This is a genomic window from Pseudomonas sp. DF11 (assembly GCF_058148565.1).
The window spans coordinates 89,482-105,467 of the sequence record NZ_JBYVYN010000012.1; the positions used below are offsets into that span (position 1 = coordinate 89,482).

Sequence of the window (15,986 nt, forward strand, 5' to 3'; positions counted from 1 at the left end):
AACCTTTGTGGGAGCGGGCTTGCTCGCGAATGCGGAGTGTCAGTCAATAATTTATGTAACTGACCCACCCTATTCGCGAGCAAGCCCGCTCCCACAGTTGTTCGGTGATGGGGCTCAAATCACGGTATTGCCGGCAACAAAAACCGCGCAATCACCGGCAAATGATCGGAGATGCGCAAGGTGTCGTCCTGCCTTACCTGAGCTTCAACCCGTTTGATCCGCGGGCTGTAGAACAGGTAGTCGACGGTGCGGTCGGGGCCGTTGAGGCCGGGGTCGTTCGGGTAGTGGGTCAGCCAGTGTTCACGGTCAATGCCGCTGGCCTCGTTGTTGGTGGGAATCATCGGGTATTTGTCCCACAACAGGTGCAGGGGACTGTCGGCGGAGTAGGGCGTGCGTTGCTCGGACGGCAGGCGCCGGTACTGGCCGAGGGGCAACTGGTTGAAGTCGCCGCCGATCAACCAGGGCGTGCCTGTGGATTCGAATTTATCCAGTGTCTTGGCGACGGCGGTGATTTGTCTGGACGGGGTTTCTTCCGGCTCGGTGGCCCGTTCCAGATGCGTGTTGAGCACTGCCAGCTGGCTGCCATTGCTCAGCGGCAGATAGCTCACCAACAAGGCATTTTTCGGCTGGAACTGACGGCTGATGAAGTTGGCGTCGGCCACCGGCAGTTGTACTCGTTCGGCATGCTCGATGCGGTAGCGACTCAGGGTCGCCAGTTGCCGGCCGACGCTGCCGAAAATATGCGGGTTGGGGATGAAGTCGGCCTTCCAGTCGAAGGCGCTGGTGCCGCACGGGTAGAGGTCGGCCAGGCGTTCCTGCAACAGCTTGAACTGGTCCTGGTAATCGCTGGCCTTGGCGCCTTTATCCAGTTCCTGGAGCAGCACGACGTCCGGTTGCTCGTCGCGGATCACCCGTGCCACTTCATCGAGGCTGAAGGCCATGTCTTCCAGGGTCGGGCTTTCATCGTCGCCCTGGGCCAGGTCGTTCCAGAACACGTAGCGCTTGCCGGCGAGGAACTGGACGTTCCAGGTCATCACCTTCAAGGCCTGGCCGGGCGCCAGCGGTGCGGCGTTGGCGGTGCAACTGACCGGCACGGTTTCCCGGGGCTGCGGCCGCCAGGTCAGGCCGTAGATCGACAGGACGGCCAGGCTGAAGATCAACAGCAGGCCCAGCAAGGTGTAGCGCAGTAGACGGGTCATGGCTCGGCTTATGGGCGAAACGCGAAAGTGCTCCCGAGCATAACCGAGAGCGGTTCTCAAGCCCAAGCCCAGGGCCTTCGCAGTGTGCGATCAGCGGTTATCAGGCTTGGCCTCGATCAACATGAACATGCGGAACAGCACCACGCTGGTGAACAGTTGCAGAAAGCTGTGGAGGCTGTCGATCAGCAGGCTGAGCATGGGGTTCTGGGGCGGCGGATACACCGAGACGCTGACGCCCTTGAGCAGCCACAGCGGGCCCATCACCGCGAGAATGCACAGCAGGATCCGCCAGAAGTTGCCGCGGGTCATGTTCAGGCTTTCCTTCATCGCCGCCAGGGGTGTCAGGCCCCTGAGGACCAACAGGTATTCACCGAAGGCCAGGGTGACCATCAGCCACAGGCCCGGCAGGAAGTACAGCGAAAGCCCCACCAGGATCAACAGCGTGTTCAGGGCCGTCAGCAAGGCAAAGCGTGGCCACAGGGTGAGTGCCGTTGCGAGCAGGTCTCGCGTGCGTGGCGCTTCACCGCGGCTGCGGGCGTCGAGAAACAGGATCAACGCGGCGGTGTACAAGGGGTAGACCAGGAGCCCGACGATCACGCTGTAGCCGGGGAAGCCCTCGGGGCCGACGGCGCTGTCCACGCCTTGCTGCAGCACGGCCTCGAGTATGACCAACGGCAGGCACAACTGGGCGATCCGGCCCAGATGGCGCTTGAAGAAATACAAAGAGTCGCGCAACACGTCAAACGGATTCATGAGTCGGTATCGCAGTTCAAAAGCGGTCCGACACTTTAACCGATCAGGCGCCCGCACAAGCAAACGTAAACATCAGGTAAAGACCATTGAAACCTTTTTTGGCGAGCCCCATTACTGGTGGGCACCGGTCTTCGGGATCGGAATGGTTTCTACCCGGCAATCTAACGAGGTCGCCATGAACAGCGAAGAACAAACCCTGATCGATGGACTGTTTTCACGGCTGCAACAGGCCGAAAAGGATTCAGCCCCACGCGATGCCCAGGCCGAGGCGCGGATCAAGGAACACATGGTCAACCAGCCCGCGGCGGGCTACTTCATGACCCAGGCGATTCTGGTGCAGGAAGCCGCGATCAAGCGCCTGGATGAACAGAACAAGCAACTGAGCCAGCAAGTCGAGCAATTGCAGGCCGAGCTGCAACAGGCCCGCAAACAGACATCGGCGCCCAGCGGCGGCGGTGGTTTCCTCTCGAGTATTTTCGGTGGCAGCTCGCGGGATTCACGCCCATCGAGCCCGCCGGCCTCCAGTGGGGGTGGCTGGCGCGAACCGGCGCCGTCGTCCTTCAATGCTCCGCCCCAACAGGGCTTTGGCGCACCGCCCGGCAATTACGGTGCACCGCAGCAGCAGGCCCCGGCAGCGAGCAGCTTCCTCGGTGGCGCCCTGAAAACCGCGGCAGGCGTGGCCGGCGGCGTGATGCTGGCCCAAGGCATCAGCAGCCTGTTCCACAGCGGCCAGCAACCACAGGAAATTGTCGAGGTCATCAAGGAAGAGCCGGCCCAACCGGTCAACGACACCGCCAACAGCGGTTGGGGCGATGACCAGCGCGTGGCCGATAACGACACCTATGGCAACGACCAGGGTGGTTTCAGCGACGCGGACTACAGCGACGATTCTTCTTTCTTCGGCGACGACGACTCCTTCGTCTGACCCACCATTCGTCCGGGGCGCCCTGGCGCCTCGGGCCGATTATTCGCGGAACAATCCTTCAGGCTGGCATACTGGGCGACTTTTCGGCCCAGGTGGTCTGCGTGCATGTGCATCCAAGAGGAAACGCGGTGAAAAAAATTGCAGTGTTCGCCGATGTCCAGAACCTCTACTACACCGTGCGCCAGGCCTACGGCTGCCATTTCAACTACGCCGCGTTGTGGGCCGATGTGAGCAAGCAGGGGCAGATCGTCGAGGCCTATGCCTATGCGATCGATCGCGGCGACAGCAAGCAGCAGCAATTCCAGCAGATCCTGCGCAACCTGGGTTTCGTCGTGAAGCTCAAGCCCTACATCCAGCGCAGCGACGGTTCGGCCAAGGGCGACTGGGACGTGGGCATCACCCTCGACATCATGGACGCCGCCGATCACGTCGATGAAGTGGTGCTGGCCTCCGGTGATGGCGATTTCGACATGCTGCTCGAGCGCATCATCCAAAAGCACGGCGTCCAGGCCGTGGCCTATGGCGTGCCGGGGCTGACTGCCAACTCGCTGATCCGCGCCGCCAGCCGCTACGTGCCGATCGAAGGCGCCTTGCTGCTCAAGAATTGATTTTTACGGAGTTCAGACCGGTTTGGAACGTATCGCAGTCATCGACTTTGAAACCACCGGCATCACGCCAAGCAGCAGTTGTCGAGCCACGGAAATTGCCGTGGTGATCCTTGAGCAGGGCCGGATCGTCGACCGTTACCAGAGCCTGATGAATGCCGGTGTGCGCGTCCCGGCGTTTATCGAGCAACTGACCGGCATCAGCAATGCCATGCTGCGCAGCGCACCGTCGGCGGAAAAGGTGATGAACGAGGTCAACGAGTTCGTCGGTATCACGCCGCTGCTGGCCCATAACGCCGCGTTCGACCAGAAGTTCTGGGACTTCGAGCTGGGGCGAATCAAGCGCACCCGCCTGCAGAATTTTGCCTGTTCACTGTTGCTGGCCCGGCGCCTGATGCCGGCTGCACCGAACCACAAGCTCGGCACGCTCAACGCTTTCGCCGGCCTGCCCCACACCGGCCAGGCTCACCGGGCCATGGCCGACGCCGAAATGGCCGCCAACCTCACCGCGCACCTGGCCTCGGAACTGCGGCAAAAGCACGGGCTGCGGGAGTTGTCCCATGATTTGCTGTGCAGCTTGCAGAAAGTGCCGGCGGCGAAGATCAATGAGCATCTCAAGCGGCATCGCGGGTTCTAAACACACCACAAAACAAAAACTGTGGGAGCGAGCCTGCTCGCGATAGCGTTGGATCAGCCAACATCAATGTCGACTGACATACCGCAATCGCGAGCAGGCTCGCTCCCACAGTTTTGATTGTGTTGGGTCGTTTATTTCCCGTTGCCTTCCAACTGCCCCAACGGCACGCGCTTTTCAATGGCGCTGGACAGCACGATCGAAGTCTTGCTGAAACCGAACTTGGCGATGCGGTTGATCAGTTCTTCCAGTTCCGGCATCGAGCCGACCGCCGCTTGCATGATCACGCACGGATCGCCGGTCACCCGATGGCATTCGGTCAGTTGTGGGATCTTGCACAGTTCGTCGTAGGTCTTCTGCTTACCGTGCTGGTCCATCCGCAGTTCGATGACGCATTGGATCGGCAGGCCGATTTTCGCCATGTCGACTTTGGCCTGATAGCCGGTAATCACGCCGCTGGTTTCCAGCTTGCTGACTCGCTCGGCCACGGCGGGGGCCGACAGGTTCACTTTGCGGGCCAGTTCGGCGTAGGACGCACGACCGTTTTCCAACAAAGCGCTGAGCAGCATGCGGTCGTATTTATCCACGGTTTGGCTTCCGATGACATGACTTTCGAAAGCATGGTTTATAGCGTTTATCTCCGTGTTTTGAAAAGTGTATGGGTCGGATAAACAGGTTTTGTAACTTATTTTCCGTCTGTCGCCTTTCTAGAATAGCGTCTCTCATTGTCCTGACTTCGAGCCGACCATGCCTGGCCCACGCCGTTTTCCCCTGCCATTGATCGCTGCCTTTTTCGCCTTGTACGTCATCTGGGGGTCGACCTACCTGGTGATTCGCATCGGTGTCGAGCATTGGCCACCGCTGTTGCTGGCGGGGATTCGTTTCGTGCTGGCCGGTTCGCTGATGTACGGCTTCCTGCGCTGGCGCGGGGCACCGGCACCGACCTGGGCGCAATGGAAGGCCGGGGCGATCATTGGCGTGCTGTTGCTCAGTTTCGGTAACGGTGCGGTGAGTGTGGCCGAGCACACTGGTGTGGCGTCCGGGGTGGCGGCATTGGCCGTGGCGACGGTGCCGTTGTTTACCTTGCTTTGCGGATATTTCTGGGGGGCGCGCAATACCCGTCTGGAGTGGGCGGGGATTGTGCTGGGGTTGATCGGCATCGCCATGCTCAACCTCGGTTCGAACCTGCAATCCAGCCCCTTGGGCGCGACCTTGCTGGTGTTCGCGGCAGCGTCCTGGGCCTTCGGTTCGGTGCTGAGCAAGCACCTGCCGTTGCCGGCCGGGGCGATGGCCAGTGCCGTGGAAATGCTGGTGGGCGGCGTGGTGCTGTTGATCGGCAGCGTGGCCAGCGGTGAACACCTGGACAGCCTGCCGCCGCTGGAGGGCTGGTTTGCCTTGTTTTATCTGATCGGCTTCGGTTCGATCATCGCCTTCAACGCCTACATGTACCTGCTCAAGCATGTGCGTCCGGCGGCAGCCACCAGTTATGCCTACGTCAACCCGGCCGTGGCGGTGTTGCTGGGCATTGTCTTCGCCGGTGAGACCATCGGGATCGAAGAAGCCCTGGCGATGTTGGTGATCATCAGTGCGGTGGTGTTGATCGGCTTGCCCCAGTGGCGCAAACCCAAGCCTGCGCCGGCCACATCCTGATTTAGGGTAAACTGCCGCGCATTGCACACCTTGCGCTGATTTTTCCTACGGTACTTCCATGACTTTCGCCACCCTTGGCCTGATCGAACCCTTGCTGCGCGCCCTCGAGACGCTTGGTTACCAGACTCCGACCCCGGTGCAGGCCCAAGCCATGCCGGCGGTGCTGGCCGGTCGCGACTTGATGGCCGCTGCCCAGACCGGCACCGGCAAGACCGCCGGTTTCGCCGTGCCGCTGTTGCAGTTGCTGACCACCGAAGGGCCGAAAGTCGCGGCCAACTCGGTGCGGGCGTTGATCCTGGTACCGACCCGCGAGCTGGCCGAACAGGTCCATGAAAGCGTGCGCCAGTATGCGCAAAACCTGCCCCTGAGCACCTACGCTGTGTACGGCGGCGTCAGCATCAATCCGCAGATGATGAAACTGCGCAAAGGCGTCGATCTGCTGGTCGCCACGCCGGGCCGCTTGCTCGACTTGTTCCGGCAGAACGCGCTGAAGTTCAACCAGTTGCAGACCCTGGTGCTGGACGAGGCCGACCGTATGCTCGACCTGGGTTTCTCCGAAGAGCTGGCCAATATCTACAAGGCTCTGCCGAAAAAGCGTCAGACGCTGCTGTTCTCGGCAACGTTCTCCGATGCGATCCGCCTGCTGGCCGGGCAGATGCTCAACGATCCGCTGAGCATTGAAGTGAGCCCGCGCAACGTGGCCGCCAACACCGTCAAGCAATGGGTGGTGACGGTGGACAAGAAGCGCAAGCCGGAATTGTTCGTGCACCTGATGCGCAAGAACAAGTGGAAACAGGTGCTGGTCTTTGCCAAGACGCGCAACGGCGTCGATGCACTGGTGGAAAAACTCCAGGGCCTGGGCGTCAACGCCGACGGCATCCACGGTGACAAGCCCCAGGCCACCCGCCAGCGTGCGCTGGATCGTTTCAAGGCCAGTGAAGTGCAGATCCTGGTGGCCACCGATGTCGCTGCCCGTGGCCTGGATATCGAGGATTTGCCGTTGGTGGTGAACTTCGACTTGCCGATCGTTGCCGAGGACTACATCCACCGTATCGGTCGTACCGGCCGGGCGGGCGCTACGGGGCAGGCGATTTCTTTGGTCTGCGCCGACGAAGTGAATCTTCTGTCGGCCATCGAGATGCTGACCCGTCAGACATTGCCCCGACAGATGGAGCAGGACTTCGAGCCTGAGCATCGGGTGCCGGACACGGACGCCAGTGGCCAGGTGATCAAGAAGCCGAAAAAGCCGAAGAAACCGAAAATCTCCGGCGGTGGCGGCAAGCGCAACCTGGGCAAGTGGGTGGACAGCGGTGATTCATCGCCTGTGGAGCCTTCGGTCAAGCCGGTGCGCAAGGTGCCGGTGTTCAATACCGGGCCGCGTAAGCGTAAGCCTTGATGATCTGCTCTAGCTGATAAACCGCTATCGCGAGAAGGCTCGCTCCCACAGTGATCGCATTCTTTTTGAAAGAGTTCGGTCGAATGTGGGAGCGAGCCTGCTCGTGATGGCCGCGCCTCGATTTCAATCCAGGCGCTGTAACCACTCCACCATCCCCAATCCCACCGCCCGGCCGCTGGCAAAGCACGCCGTAAGCAGGTAGCCGCCAGTCGGCGCTTCCCAATCGAGCATTTCCCCAGCGCAGAACACGCCAGGCATTTGCTTGAGCATCAGGCGTTCATCCAGGGCTTCGAACGTCACGCCACCGGCGCTGCTGATGGCTTCGTCCAGCGGTCGGGTTTTCACCAGGGTGACTGGCAAGGCCTTGAGCGCCTGGGCCAGCCGTGCCGAGTCCGCGAAGCAATCGGCGGGCGTGAGCTCGCGCAACAGCGCCGCCTTGACCCCATCGATGCCCAACTGGCTGTGCAGGTGCTTGGCCATCGAGCGTGAACCACGAGGTTTGTCCAGGGCTTGCTGGATTTTGTCCACAGGTCGCCCTGGCAGCAGGTCCAGGTGGATCGTTGCGCTGCCGTGTTGGTTGATCGCTTCGCGAATCGCTGCCGACAGCGCATAGATCAAGCTGCCTTCGATGCCCGTGGCGGTGATTACGCATTCGCCGAGGCGCGGCACATCGTCGTTCAGGCCGATGGCGATGTTCTTCAGCGGGGCGCCAGCGAATTTGCTGATCATCAGGTCGCTCCAGGCCTCTACCTCGAATCCGCAGTTGCTCGGTTGCAACGGTGCCAGGGCCACGCCGCGCCGTTCCAGCGCCAGCATCCAGGCGCCGTCAGAGCCCAGGCGCGACCAACTGCCGCCGCCCAATGCCAGCAGTGTCGCGTCGGGGCGTAGCGTTTTCTCACCTTCCGGACTGGCTATTCGCAAACTGCCATCGGGGTTCCAGCCGAGCCAGCGATGACGGGTGTGGATTACTACGCCGGTATCACGCAGGCGCTTGAGCCAGGCGCGCAGCAGCGGGGCGGCTTTCATGTCGGTAGGAAACACTCGCCCGGAGCTGCCGACGAAGGTGTCGATGCCCAACCCGTGAATCCATGTGCACAACTCATCCGCACCGAATGCCCGCAGCAGCGGCGCGAGGTTCGGCGCGCGCTCGCCATAGCGGGACAGGAAGGCCGGGAAGGCTTCGGAGTGGGTGATGTTCATGCCGCCAACGCCAGCCAGCAGGAATTTCCTGCCCACCGATGGCATGCCGTCGTACAGGTCGACCTGAAGGCCGGCCTGGCTCAACACCTCGGCCGCCATCAGGCCGGCGGGGCCGCCGCCGATGATGGCGATGTTCGGGGTGGAAGGCTTGGCGGTCGAGGTCATGATTTGAACTGTGGGGGGCTGGAATAGGCGGGGCATTCTACCAGCACAGATCCCTGTGGGAGCGGGCTTGCTCGCGAACGCGGTGTGTCAGTGACATAAATATCGACTGGCGCACCGCATTCGCGAGCAAGCCCGCTCCCACAGGAGTAGGTAGGTGCTCTTGAGAGCTGATCAAAAAACAACCAGGACTGCGCAAGCTATAGTCAACACAGCCTGTAGGCCGTTTCGCTCAGGTTATCCACAGGCCGGCCCACAGGCATTGTGGGTAACGCGCCCAGCGTTCAATGACAACCTGATGACGACCAGACCTTTTGTGCGCTGTGGTGCAGGATCCCGTGGCGACGGGCCAGGGCCTGGCGGTCCTTGCTGTAGCCGCCGCCGATCACGCCGACCACCGGGATGTCGCGCCCCAGGCAATGGCGCATGACGCTCTCGTCCCGGGCGGCGAGGCCTTCGTCGGTCAGCTTCAGGTAACCGAGGGCGTCGTCCTTGTGGACATCGACACCGGCGTCGTACAGCACCAGGTCGGGCTGGTAGAGCGGCAGCAGGTAGTTGAGCGCATCGTCCACCACCTTCAAATAAGCGGCATCCTCCATGCCCATCGGCAGGGGAATGTCCCAATCGCTTTGGGCCTTGCGTGCGGGAAAATTCTTTTCGCAGTGCAAGGAAACTGTCACGGCGTCCGGGGTGTCATGGAGTATTCGGGCGGTACCGTCGCCCTGATGCACATCACAGTCGAAAATCAGCACCCGCGAGACGCGGCCGCTGGCCAGGAAATAGCGGCTGATCACCGCCAGGTCATTGAAAATGCAGAATCCGGCCGGGTGGTCGTAATGGGCGTGATGGGTGCCGCCGGCCAAGTGACAGGCCAGACCGTGCTCAAGGGCCTGTTCGGCGGCCAGGAGCGAGCCGCCCACGGCGCGTACCGTTCGACGGGCCAGGGCTTCGCTCCAGGGCAGGCCGAGTCGCCGTTGGTCCTCGCGGGACAACTCGCCGCCCATGTAGCGTTCGATATAGCCACGGTCGTGGGCCAGGGCGAGGATATCTGGCGGACACAGCGCCGGGCGCAGCAGGTCGGCGTCGCGGGTCAGGCCGCTGTCCACCAGGTGATCGCGCAGCAGGCGGAACTTATCCATGGGGAAGCGATGTTCCGCCGGGAATTCGGGACTGTAGTCTTCGTGATAGATCAGCGGCAGCGACATGGTGTTTTCAGCGGTGAATGAGTGACGGATCCTACCAGCGATGTAGACTCTGGGGCATGGAAGAGGAATGAAAATGGAGCCGATACTGGAACTGGAAAGCGCACGGCTGCTGTTGCGGCAGTGGCGCGACGACGACTTGCCGGAATTTGCCGCCATGTGCGCAGACCCACAGGTGATGCGTTATTTTCCCGCGCCCCTGAGTCGCCTGGAAAGCGCCGCCCTGATCGGTCGCGTGCGTGGGCATTTCGCCGAGCATGGTTTTGGGTTGTGGGCCCTGGAACGCAAGGACACCGGGGCGTTCATTGGCTTTACCGGGCTCGGCGTGGTCGGGTTCGACGCGCCGTTCACACCGGCCATCGAGATCGGCTGGCGCCTGGCGCGGGAGCACTGGGGGCTGGGCTATGCCAGCGAGGCGGCGTGGACCGCACTGCGCTGTGCCTTCGACCAGTTGTTGCTGGACGAAGTGGTGGCGTTCACTGCTGTGGATAACCTGCCGTCGCAAAAGGTCATGCAGGCCATCGGCATGCAGCACGATCCGGCTGACGACTTCGAACACCCAAAGCTCGCGGTCGGGCATCCATTGCGTCACCATGTGCTCTATCGCATCAACCGTGAACAGTGGCTACAGACCCTGCACGGTTAGCCGACACGGACGTTTACAATGCCCGCCACAATGGCCCGGGCCAACAATCGATCCACCGCCGCAGCGCAGACTGCGCGGTGTTGCGCTGTGTGAGGAAAATCTGAATGAGCCACGTGTTGGAAGATCTGGTCGACCTGCTGACCCTGGAACCGATCGAAGAAAACCTGTTTCGCGGTCGCAGCCAGGACCTGGGGTTCCGTCAGTTGTTCGGTGGCCAGGTGCTGGGTCAGTCGTTGTCGGCGGCTAGCCAGACCGTGGAGGAGGCGCGTCATGTGCACTCAATGCACGGTTATTTCCTGCGTCCGGGTGATGCCGCGCTGCCGGTGGTCTACCAGGTGGACCGGGTGCGTGATGGCGGCAGTTTCAGCACCCGCCGGGTGACGGCGATCCAGAAGGGCAATCCGATTTTCACCTGCAGTGCGTCGTTCCAATATGACGAACAGGGCTTTGAGCACCAGAGCAGCATGCCGCAAGTCGTCGGGCCGGAGAACCTGCCGTCCGAGCTGGAGCTGACCCAGCAACGCGCGCACCTGTTGCCCGAGCACATGCGCGAAAAACTGCTGTGCCCCAAGCCGATCGAGGTGCGCCCGGTCACCGAAAAAGACCCCTACAACCCGCAACCGGCCGATCCGATCAAGTACGTGTGGTTCCGCGCCGATGGCGCCCTGGCCGATTCGCCAGCGTTGCACAAATACTTGCTGGCCTACGCCTCGGACTTCGGCTTGTTGACCACTTCGCTGCTGCCCCACGGCAAATCGGTGTGGCACAAGGATATGCAGGTCGCCAGCCTCGACCACGCCTTGTGGTTCCACGCCGACCTGCGCGCCGATGACTGGTTGCTCTACGCCATGGACAGCCCATGGGCCGGCAACTCCCGTGGATTCTCCCGTGGCAGCGTGTTCAATCGCGCCGGGCAACTGGTGGCCTCGGTGACCCAGGAAGGCCTGATCCGCCATCGCAAGGACTGGGCATGAGCCTGGCCGAGGTCCGACACTGGGTATTCGACATGGACGGCACGCTGACCATCGCCGTACATGATTTCGCGGCGATCCGCGTGGCCCTGGCGATTCCTGCCGAGGATGACATCCTCACCCACCTGGCGGCGTTGCCGGCGGATGAAGCCGCGGCCAAGCATGCCTGGCTGCTGGAGCACGAACGAGACCTGGCGTTGGGCTCCAAGCCCGCACCGGGGGCGGTCGAGTTGGTGCGCGAACTGGCGGCGCGTGGCGTTCGCTTGGGGATCCTGACTCGCAACGCCCGCGAGCTGGCCCACGTGACCCTTGAAGCCATCGGCCTGGCGGACTGTTTCGCCGTGGAAGATGTGCTGGGCCGCGACGAAGCACCGCCCAAGCCCCATCCCGGTGGTCTGTTGAAGCTGGCCGAGGCCTGGAGCGTGGCACCTGGGGCGATGGTGATGGTTGGCGACTACCGCTTCGACCTGGACTGCGGTCGCGCGGCGGGGGCGCGGACGGTGTTGGTGAATCTGCCGGACAATCCTTGGCCGGAGTTGACGGATTGGCATGCGCGCGATTGTGTCGAGTTGCGGCGGATGCTTTTGGCTTGAGGGTTGTATTGTCTGATCGATCGTTATCGCGAGCAGGCTCGCTCCCACAAGGGGATTTCTGTTGATCGCAAAATTTGTGTCCACACCAGATCTACTGTGGGAGCGAGCCTGCTCGCGATGAGGTTCTGGCATTCGCTAAAAACTCACTGACCAAACAACACCTTCAACCCCTCAGGCGAAGTCAGCATCCCATTCCCGTTATGCCCCACTCCCGGCACTTCGATCAGCCGCTGGTTCAATCCCTCGGGATGGCGCCGGGTCAGGTAGTCAAAGAAGAAATGCCCGCGCAATAACCGATACGGCCCCTGGGTCTGCGCTTCGCAGCCCTTATCCAGCGCCGGCTGCTCCGGGTCGGTGTCTTGTTGCCCGAGCAAATAGACGATGTTGCGCTTGACGTAGTTATTTTCCAGTTGCGCGGGTATTTGTCCTGCTGCGTAGGCGGGCAAGTTCTGCAGGCCGTATTTCCAGTGGTTGAAGCCAGGGCAACTGGCAGGGTCGAAAGCCATGGGCCGTTGTGCATCGAAGTAGGCATAGGACGACGGGTTGGCGATGACAAAGCGTGGCTCGATCCGATATTGACCGTGGGCGAGCAGGGCATAGCGCTGCACGACCTGGGCGCCGCCGGAATGGCCGGCGATGACGATTTCTTTCACTTCGGGAAACTGCTGCCGGTCACTGACGCGCGCAACGATGTCGTCCAGAACCTGGTAGGAACTGACCGGATTGGGCCCTGTGGACAGGCCACCGGCCATCCAGTCGTTGCCGCGCCAGCGCAAGACATCATTGGGTAGCGTGTGGCGAGCCACGTCCTGTTCATTGAGGAACTGCGGGGCGATGATCAGGGTGGTGCCCAGTTGCCCGGCCTGCCCGGCAGCCTTTTCGGCGCTGTGCAGGTAGGTGTCGGCATTGCGCAGCCGACCGTGGAGGATGATCAGCACACGCTGGATAGACGCCGGGGGCGGGCTCACGGCGACGGCCATGGCTCCGCCCTTGAGTTGCAGGCGCCCTTGGGCGACCACCTTGACGCTGTGTTCCTCGGCCTGGGCCACGGCGCAGCACAGCACCAGCCCGATCAATGTCCCCCACTTCATCTACAGGGTTTTCGCCGCGAACGTGTCGCACTGGCTGACCTGGCCCTGGGCGAAGCCGGTCTTGAACCAGCGCACTCGCTGCGCGGACGTGCCGTGAGTAAAGGAATCCGGCACCACGCGGCCCTGGCCTTGTTGCTGCAAGCGGTCATCACCGATGGCATTGGCGGCGTTCAAGGCCTCCTCGATGTCCCCCGGCTCCAGCCAGTTCAAGCGTTTCTGTGCGTGGTTGGCCCATACGCCGGCCAGGCAATCGGCCTGCAACTCCTGGCGTACCAATAAGCCTCCATCACCTTCCATCTGCCGACCTTGTTGGCGCGCTTCCTGGATTTTCGCCGAAACGCCGAGCAGGGTCTGCACATGGTGTCCGACTTCGTGGGCGATGACGTAGGCCTGGGCGAAGTCCCCGGCCGCGGCGAAGCGTTGGGACATTTCCTTGAAGAAGCTCATGTCCAGGTAGACCTGGCGATCGGCCGGGCAATAGAACGGGCCGGTCGCTGACGAGGCGAGACCGCAGGCCGAGTTGACCCGACCGCTGAACAACACCAGTTTGGGTTGTTGGTATTGGCGTCCGGCTTGCTGGAAGACCTGGCCCCAGGTGTCTTCGGTATCGCCGAGGATCGAGCGCACGAATTCGGCCTGTTCATCGTTGGCCGGTGGCGCCTGGCGGGTTTGTGAGGAGGCGGGCGCAGAGGTCTGGTCCATCTGCCCGGCCAGTTGCCCGAGGATCTGCATCGGGTCCTGGCCGGTGATCCAGCCAATGCCAACGATCAGAATGATGGCTGTCAGGCTCAGACCCTTGCCGCCGCCGAAGCGCATCCCGCCACCGCCCCCACCGTCACCGCGAGCGTCCACCACGTTGTCACTGCGGCGACCTTTTTTCCATAACATGTGGGCGTTCCTCTGATTGACCGGAGTGTCACTGTACTGCCGTTGCGGTGAGTCTAGCTTTTGGGGCGTCAGGATGCGCGTGACGCCTGAGCTTTCAGGCAATCATCGCAGGGTTTGGTTCATCAGGGCATGAATGAATGGCTCATCGGTTCCAGAATTTGCATTACACTTTGCATATTCTGGAACTTGCGAACATTACCTCTGGATCTCTCATGGCCGGCAGTCAAATCGAACGGGTTTTCAATGTGCTGGAAAGCCTCGCCAGTGACCCTCGCGGGTGGCCGTTGCTCGGTTTGGCTGAACAGCTGCAGATCCCCAAGAGTGCCACCCACCGTTTGCTCGCCGAACTGATGCGCCTGGGCTATGTGCGCCAGAACCCCGAGAACCTGCGTTATCACTTGTCGACCCGCCTGGTTGCCATGGGTTTTCGCTATCTGTCGCGAAGCGGTGCCGATATCGTGCAGCCAGTGCTCGATCGCCTGGCACGGGAAACGGGTGAACTGGTGCGCCTGGGTGTCATCGAAGGGGAGTGCCAGACCTGGATCGCCAAGTCTCAGGGGGCCCGTTCCGGCTTGCGCTACGACCCGGACATGGGGCGTGAGACGCCGTTGTTCTATACCGCGTCGGGCCATGCCTGGCTGGCGTGCATGAGTGACGCCGAGGCGTTGGCGCTGGTGGCGCGCCAAGCCGTGCAAATGCCGGCGGACGCCGGGCCGAACGCGCCACGCAGCAAGGCTGAACTGCTCCAGTACCTGCACCAGGCCCGTGAGCAAGGCTATGCCTGTGTCGAGGAAAGCTCGGCGGTCGGCACGTCGGCCATTGCCGCCGTGGTCCGTCATCCATTGGATGGCCGGGTCATAGGTGTGCTGAGTGTTGCCGGGCCCAGCGCTCGGATGACACGGGCACGCCTGCATGAGCTGGCACCGACCTTGCTGGTGTTTGCCGAGGAGTTGTCGCAAGCCAGCCAGGCCTCGGAGTTGTTCAGTTGAATCCACGGTCGCAGATATTGGTTTTTCCCTACACACGTAACGCAGGATTCCTACATGACCGTCAGCACCCCGCTTTCCGGCGTCAATCAGGCCTTCAAGGGCATCCTGCTTATTCTCTGTGCGACGTTCCTGTTCTCCAGCCATGACGCCCTGTCGAAATATCTCTCGGGTTTCTATCCGATCATCATGGTGGTGTGGGCCCGATACGTGGTGCATACGTTGCTGATGGCAGGTATTTTCCTGCCGCGTTCGGGGCTGCGGGTCCTGCGGACCAAGCGTCCCCTGTGGCAACTGGCCCGGGCCCTGTGCCTGCTGGGCACCAGCCTGTTTTTCACCACGGCCCTGATGTATATCCCGTTGGCCGAGGCGACTGCGGTCAACTTCCTGGCCCCGGTGCTGGTCACCGCGCTGTCGGTGCCATTGTTGGGCGAGCACGTGACGCGTGGCCAATGGATCGCGGTGATCTTCGGTTTTATCGGGGTGTTGATCATCGTCCATCCGGGCGGGGATCTGTTCACGCCGGCGGTGTTGTTACCGTTCTGTTCGGCGCTGTTTTTCTGCTTCTACCAGTTGCTCACGCGCAAGCTCAGTGAGATCGACAGCCCGACCACCAGCAACTTCTTCGCCGGCCTGTGCAACACGTTGGTGATGAGCGCACTGGTGCCGTTCTTCTGGCAGGTGCCGAGCCTGTTGCACGGGGCGATGATGCTGGCGCTGGGGGCGTGTGGGATGACGGCGCACCTGATGCTGACCCAGGCCTTCCGCTTTGCCGCCCCGGCGCTGCTCGCGCCGTTCGGGTACTGCCAGATCGTGTTTGCCGGGTTGCTGGGGTGGTTGCTGTTCAACCACACACCGACGCTGACCACGGTGGTGGGTATCGCTCTGATTTGCTTGAGTGGGCTGGCGGCGGCGTGGCAACAGCGGCGTAAATAACCGTTACATAGTCCCCTGTTTAGACCAAGGACATGGTTAACACCTGTGGCGAGGGGATTTATCCCCGTTGGGCTGCGCAGCAGCCCCAAGAACTGAGATTTCGGTGTATCTGGCTCACCGCATTCCTCTGGCTTTGGGGCCGCTTCGCA

Annotated in this window: 17 protein-coding genes; 10 read left to right on the plus strand and 7 right to left on the minus strand. The window is 61.9% G+C overall.

Features of this window, described 5'->3' with window-relative positions; translation table 11 throughout:
* Nucleotides 1–119: 119 nt before the first annotated feature.
* Nucleotides 120–1,199, minus strand: a complete 1,080-nt coding sequence (locus tag AC30D9_RS26705) for an endonuclease/exonuclease/phosphatase family protein (protein ID WP_490145192.1) — start codon at nucleotides 1,197–1,199, stop codon at nucleotides 120–122.
* 90 nt (nucleotides 1,200–1,289) lie between these two features.
* On the minus strand, nucleotides 1,290–1,952 hold the full coding sequence (locus AC30D9_RS26710; RefSeq protein WP_490145193.1) for a hypothetical protein: 663 nt from the start codon (nucleotides 1,950–1,952) through the stop codon (nucleotides 1,290–1,292).
* A 175-nt stretch (nucleotides 1,953–2,127) separates the two neighbouring features.
* Here AC30D9_RS26710 and AC30D9_RS26715 point away from each other — a divergent pair, with 175 nt between their 5' ends.
* From AC30D9_RS26715 to AC30D9_RS26725, 3 genes are all read left to right on the plus strand, one after another.
* Nucleotides 2,128–2,877 carry a DUF2076 domain-containing protein gene (locus AC30D9_RS26715; protein ID WP_490145194.1) on the plus strand — a complete coding sequence of 250 codons (750 nt, stop codon included), beginning with the start codon at nucleotides 2,128–2,130 and terminating at the stop codon, nucleotides 2,875–2,877.
* A gap of 128 nt (nucleotides 2,878–3,005) precedes the next feature.
* Complete coding sequence (locus AC30D9_RS26720) at nucleotides 3,006–3,485, plus strand: LabA-like NYN domain-containing protein (RefSeq protein WP_053182045.1); 480 nt, start codon at nucleotides 3,006–3,008, stop codon at nucleotides 3,483–3,485.
* A 22-nt stretch (nucleotides 3,486–3,507) separates the two neighbouring features.
* Nucleotides 3,508–4,119: a 3'-5' exonuclease gene (locus tag AC30D9_RS26725; RefSeq protein WP_116833518.1), complete on the plus strand. Its 612-nt coding sequence runs from the start codon at nucleotides 3,508–3,510 to the stop codon at nucleotides 4,117–4,119.
* A 131-nt stretch (nucleotides 4,120–4,250) separates the two neighbouring features.
* Here the strand turns inward: AC30D9_RS26725 and AC30D9_RS26730 are convergent, their stop codons facing one another.
* The gene (locus tag AC30D9_RS26730; protein WP_109756256.1) at nucleotides 4,251–4,703 is read right to left on the minus strand and encodes an Lrp/AsnC family transcriptional regulator; all 453 of its coding nucleotides are present in this window, start codon (nucleotides 4,701–4,703) and stop codon (nucleotides 4,251–4,253) included.
* A gap of 160 nt (nucleotides 4,704–4,863) precedes the next feature.
* Between AC30D9_RS26730 and yedA the strand changes: the two genes are divergently transcribed.
* Both yedA and rhlE1 read left to right on the plus strand, forming a co-directional pair.
* Entirely contained in the window at nucleotides 4,864–5,766 is a 903-nt protein-coding gene (gene yedA, locus AC30D9_RS26735) for a drug/metabolite exporter YedA (RefSeq protein WP_134925939.1), read from the plus strand.
* A 58-nt stretch (nucleotides 5,767–5,824) separates the two neighbouring features.
* Nucleotides 5,825–7,162 (plus strand): RNA helicase RhlE1, encoded by a 1,338-nt coding sequence (gene rhlE1 / locus AC30D9_RS26740; protein ID WP_307575149.1) that lies wholly within the window; start codon nucleotides 5,825–5,827, stop codon nucleotides 7,160–7,162.
* Between the two features lie 123 nt (nucleotides 7,163–7,285).
* Here the strand turns inward: rhlE1 and AC30D9_RS26745 are convergent, their stop codons facing one another.
* Together AC30D9_RS26745 and AC30D9_RS26750 are read right to left on the minus strand one after the other, a co-directional pair.
* On the minus strand, nucleotides 7,286–8,527 hold the full coding sequence (locus AC30D9_RS26745) for a TIGR03862 family flavoprotein (protein WP_490145195.1): 1,242 nt from the start codon (nucleotides 8,525–8,527) through the stop codon (nucleotides 7,286–7,288).
* 281 nt (nucleotides 8,528–8,808) lie between these two features.
* On the minus strand, nucleotides 8,809–9,729 hold the full coding sequence (locus tag AC30D9_RS26750) for a histone deacetylase family protein (RefSeq protein WP_307575145.1): 921 nt from the start codon (nucleotides 9,727–9,729) through the stop codon (nucleotides 8,809–8,811).
* A 73-nt stretch (nucleotides 9,730–9,802) separates the two neighbouring features.
* On the opposite strand from AC30D9_RS26750, the gene AC30D9_RS26755 reads away from it, so the two are divergent.
* The 3 genes from AC30D9_RS26755 (at nucleotide 9,803) to AC30D9_RS26765 (ending at nucleotide 11,936) form a co-directional block, all read left to right on the plus strand.
* Nucleotides 9,803–10,372, plus strand: coding sequence for a GNAT family N-acetyltransferase (locus AC30D9_RS26755; RefSeq protein ID WP_134925921.1), 570 nt, complete (start codon nucleotides 9,803–9,805; stop codon nucleotides 10,370–10,372).
* 104 nt (nucleotides 10,373–10,476) lie between these two features.
* Nucleotides 10,477–11,346, plus strand: coding sequence for an acyl-CoA thioesterase II (gene tesB, locus AC30D9_RS26760; protein ID WP_003185696.1), 870 nt, complete (start codon nucleotides 10,477–10,479; stop codon nucleotides 11,344–11,346).
* Nucleotides 11,343–11,936, plus strand: a complete 594-nt coding sequence (locus AC30D9_RS26765) for an HAD family hydrolase (RefSeq protein WP_490145196.1) — start codon at nucleotides 11,343–11,345, stop codon at nucleotides 11,934–11,936. The genes tesB and AC30D9_RS26765 overlap by 4 nt, the downstream gene beginning before the upstream one ends.
* 143 nt (nucleotides 11,937–12,079) lie before the next feature.
* Here the strand turns inward: AC30D9_RS26765 and AC30D9_RS26770 are convergent, their stop codons facing one another.
* Entirely contained in the window at nucleotides 12,080–13,027 is a 948-nt protein-coding gene (locus AC30D9_RS26770; protein ID WP_490145197.1) for an alpha/beta fold hydrolase, read from the minus strand.
* Entirely contained in the window at nucleotides 13,028–13,915 is an 888-nt protein-coding gene (gene ypfJ / locus AC30D9_RS26775) for a KPN_02809 family neutral zinc metallopeptidase (RefSeq protein WP_134925918.1), read from the minus strand.
* Nucleotides 13,916–14,127: 212 nt separating this feature from the next.
* On the opposite strand from ypfJ, the gene AC30D9_RS26780 reads away from it, so the two are divergent.
* On the plus strand, nucleotides 14,128–14,904 hold the full coding sequence (locus tag AC30D9_RS26780) for an IclR family transcriptional regulator (protein ID WP_134925917.1): 777 nt from the start codon (nucleotides 14,128–14,130) through the stop codon (nucleotides 14,902–14,904).
* A gap of 54 nt (nucleotides 14,905–14,958) precedes the next feature.
* A complete protein-coding gene (locus tag AC30D9_RS26785) occupies nucleotides 14,959–15,837 on the plus strand; it encodes a DMT family transporter (protein WP_116833508.1) in 879 nt (292 codons plus the stop codon).
* Nucleotides 15,838–15,986: the final 149 nt, after the last annotated feature.

What these genes read in the sequence shown, in the direction of transcription:
- AC30D9_RS26705 (WP_490145192.1), bottom strand. Translation starts at nt 1,199, where the DNA reads ATGACCCGTCTACTGCGCTACACCTTGCTGGGCCTGCTGTTGATCTTC.
- ypfJ (WP_134925918.1), bottom strand. Translation starts at nt 13,915, where the DNA reads ATGTTATGGAAAAAAGGTCGCCGCAGTGACAACGTGGTGGACGCTCGC.
- AC30D9_RS26770 (WP_490145197.1), bottom strand. Translation starts at nt 13,027, where the DNA reads ATGAAGTGGGGGACATTGATCGGGCTGGTGCTGTGCTGCGCCGTGGCC.
- AC30D9_RS26785 (WP_116833508.1), top strand. Translation starts at nt 14,959, where the DNA reads ATGACCGTCAGCACCCCGCTTTCCGGCGTCAATCAGGCCTTCAAGGGC.
- AC30D9_RS26745 (WP_490145195.1), bottom strand. Translation starts at nt 8,527, where the DNA reads ATGACCTCGACCGCCAAGCCTTCCACCCCGAACATCGCCATCATCGGC.
- rhlE1 (WP_307575149.1), top strand. Translation starts at nt 5,825, where the DNA reads ATGACTTTCGCCACCCTTGGCCTGATCGAACCCTTGCTGCGCGCCCTC.
- AC30D9_RS26780 (WP_134925917.1), top strand. Translation starts at nt 14,128, where the DNA reads ATGGCCGGCAGTCAAATCGAACGGGTTTTCAATGTGCTGGAAAGCCTC.
- AC30D9_RS26765 (WP_490145196.1), top strand. Translation starts at nt 11,343, where the DNA reads ATGAGCCTGGCCGAGGTCCGACACTGGGTATTCGACATGGACGGCACG.
- AC30D9_RS26750 (WP_307575145.1), bottom strand. Translation starts at nt 9,729, where the DNA reads ATGTCGCTGCCGCTGATCTATCACGAAGACTACAGTCCCGAATTCCCG.
- AC30D9_RS26755 (WP_134925921.1), top strand. Translation starts at nt 9,803, where the DNA reads ATGGAGCCGATACTGGAACTGGAAAGCGCACGGCTGCTGTTGCGGCAG.
- AC30D9_RS26710 (WP_490145193.1), bottom strand. Translation starts at nt 1,952, where the DNA reads ATGAATCCGTTTGACGTGTTGCGCGACTCTTTGTATTTCTTCAAGCGC.
- yedA (WP_134925939.1), top strand. Translation starts at nt 4,864, where the DNA reads ATGCCTGGCCCACGCCGTTTTCCCCTGCCATTGATCGCTGCCTTTTTC.
- tesB (WP_003185696.1), top strand. Translation starts at nt 10,477, where the DNA reads ATGAGCCACGTGTTGGAAGATCTGGTCGACCTGCTGACCCTGGAACCG.
- AC30D9_RS26715 (WP_490145194.1), top strand. Translation starts at nt 2,128, where the DNA reads ATGAACAGCGAAGAACAAACCCTGATCGATGGACTGTTTTCACGGCTG.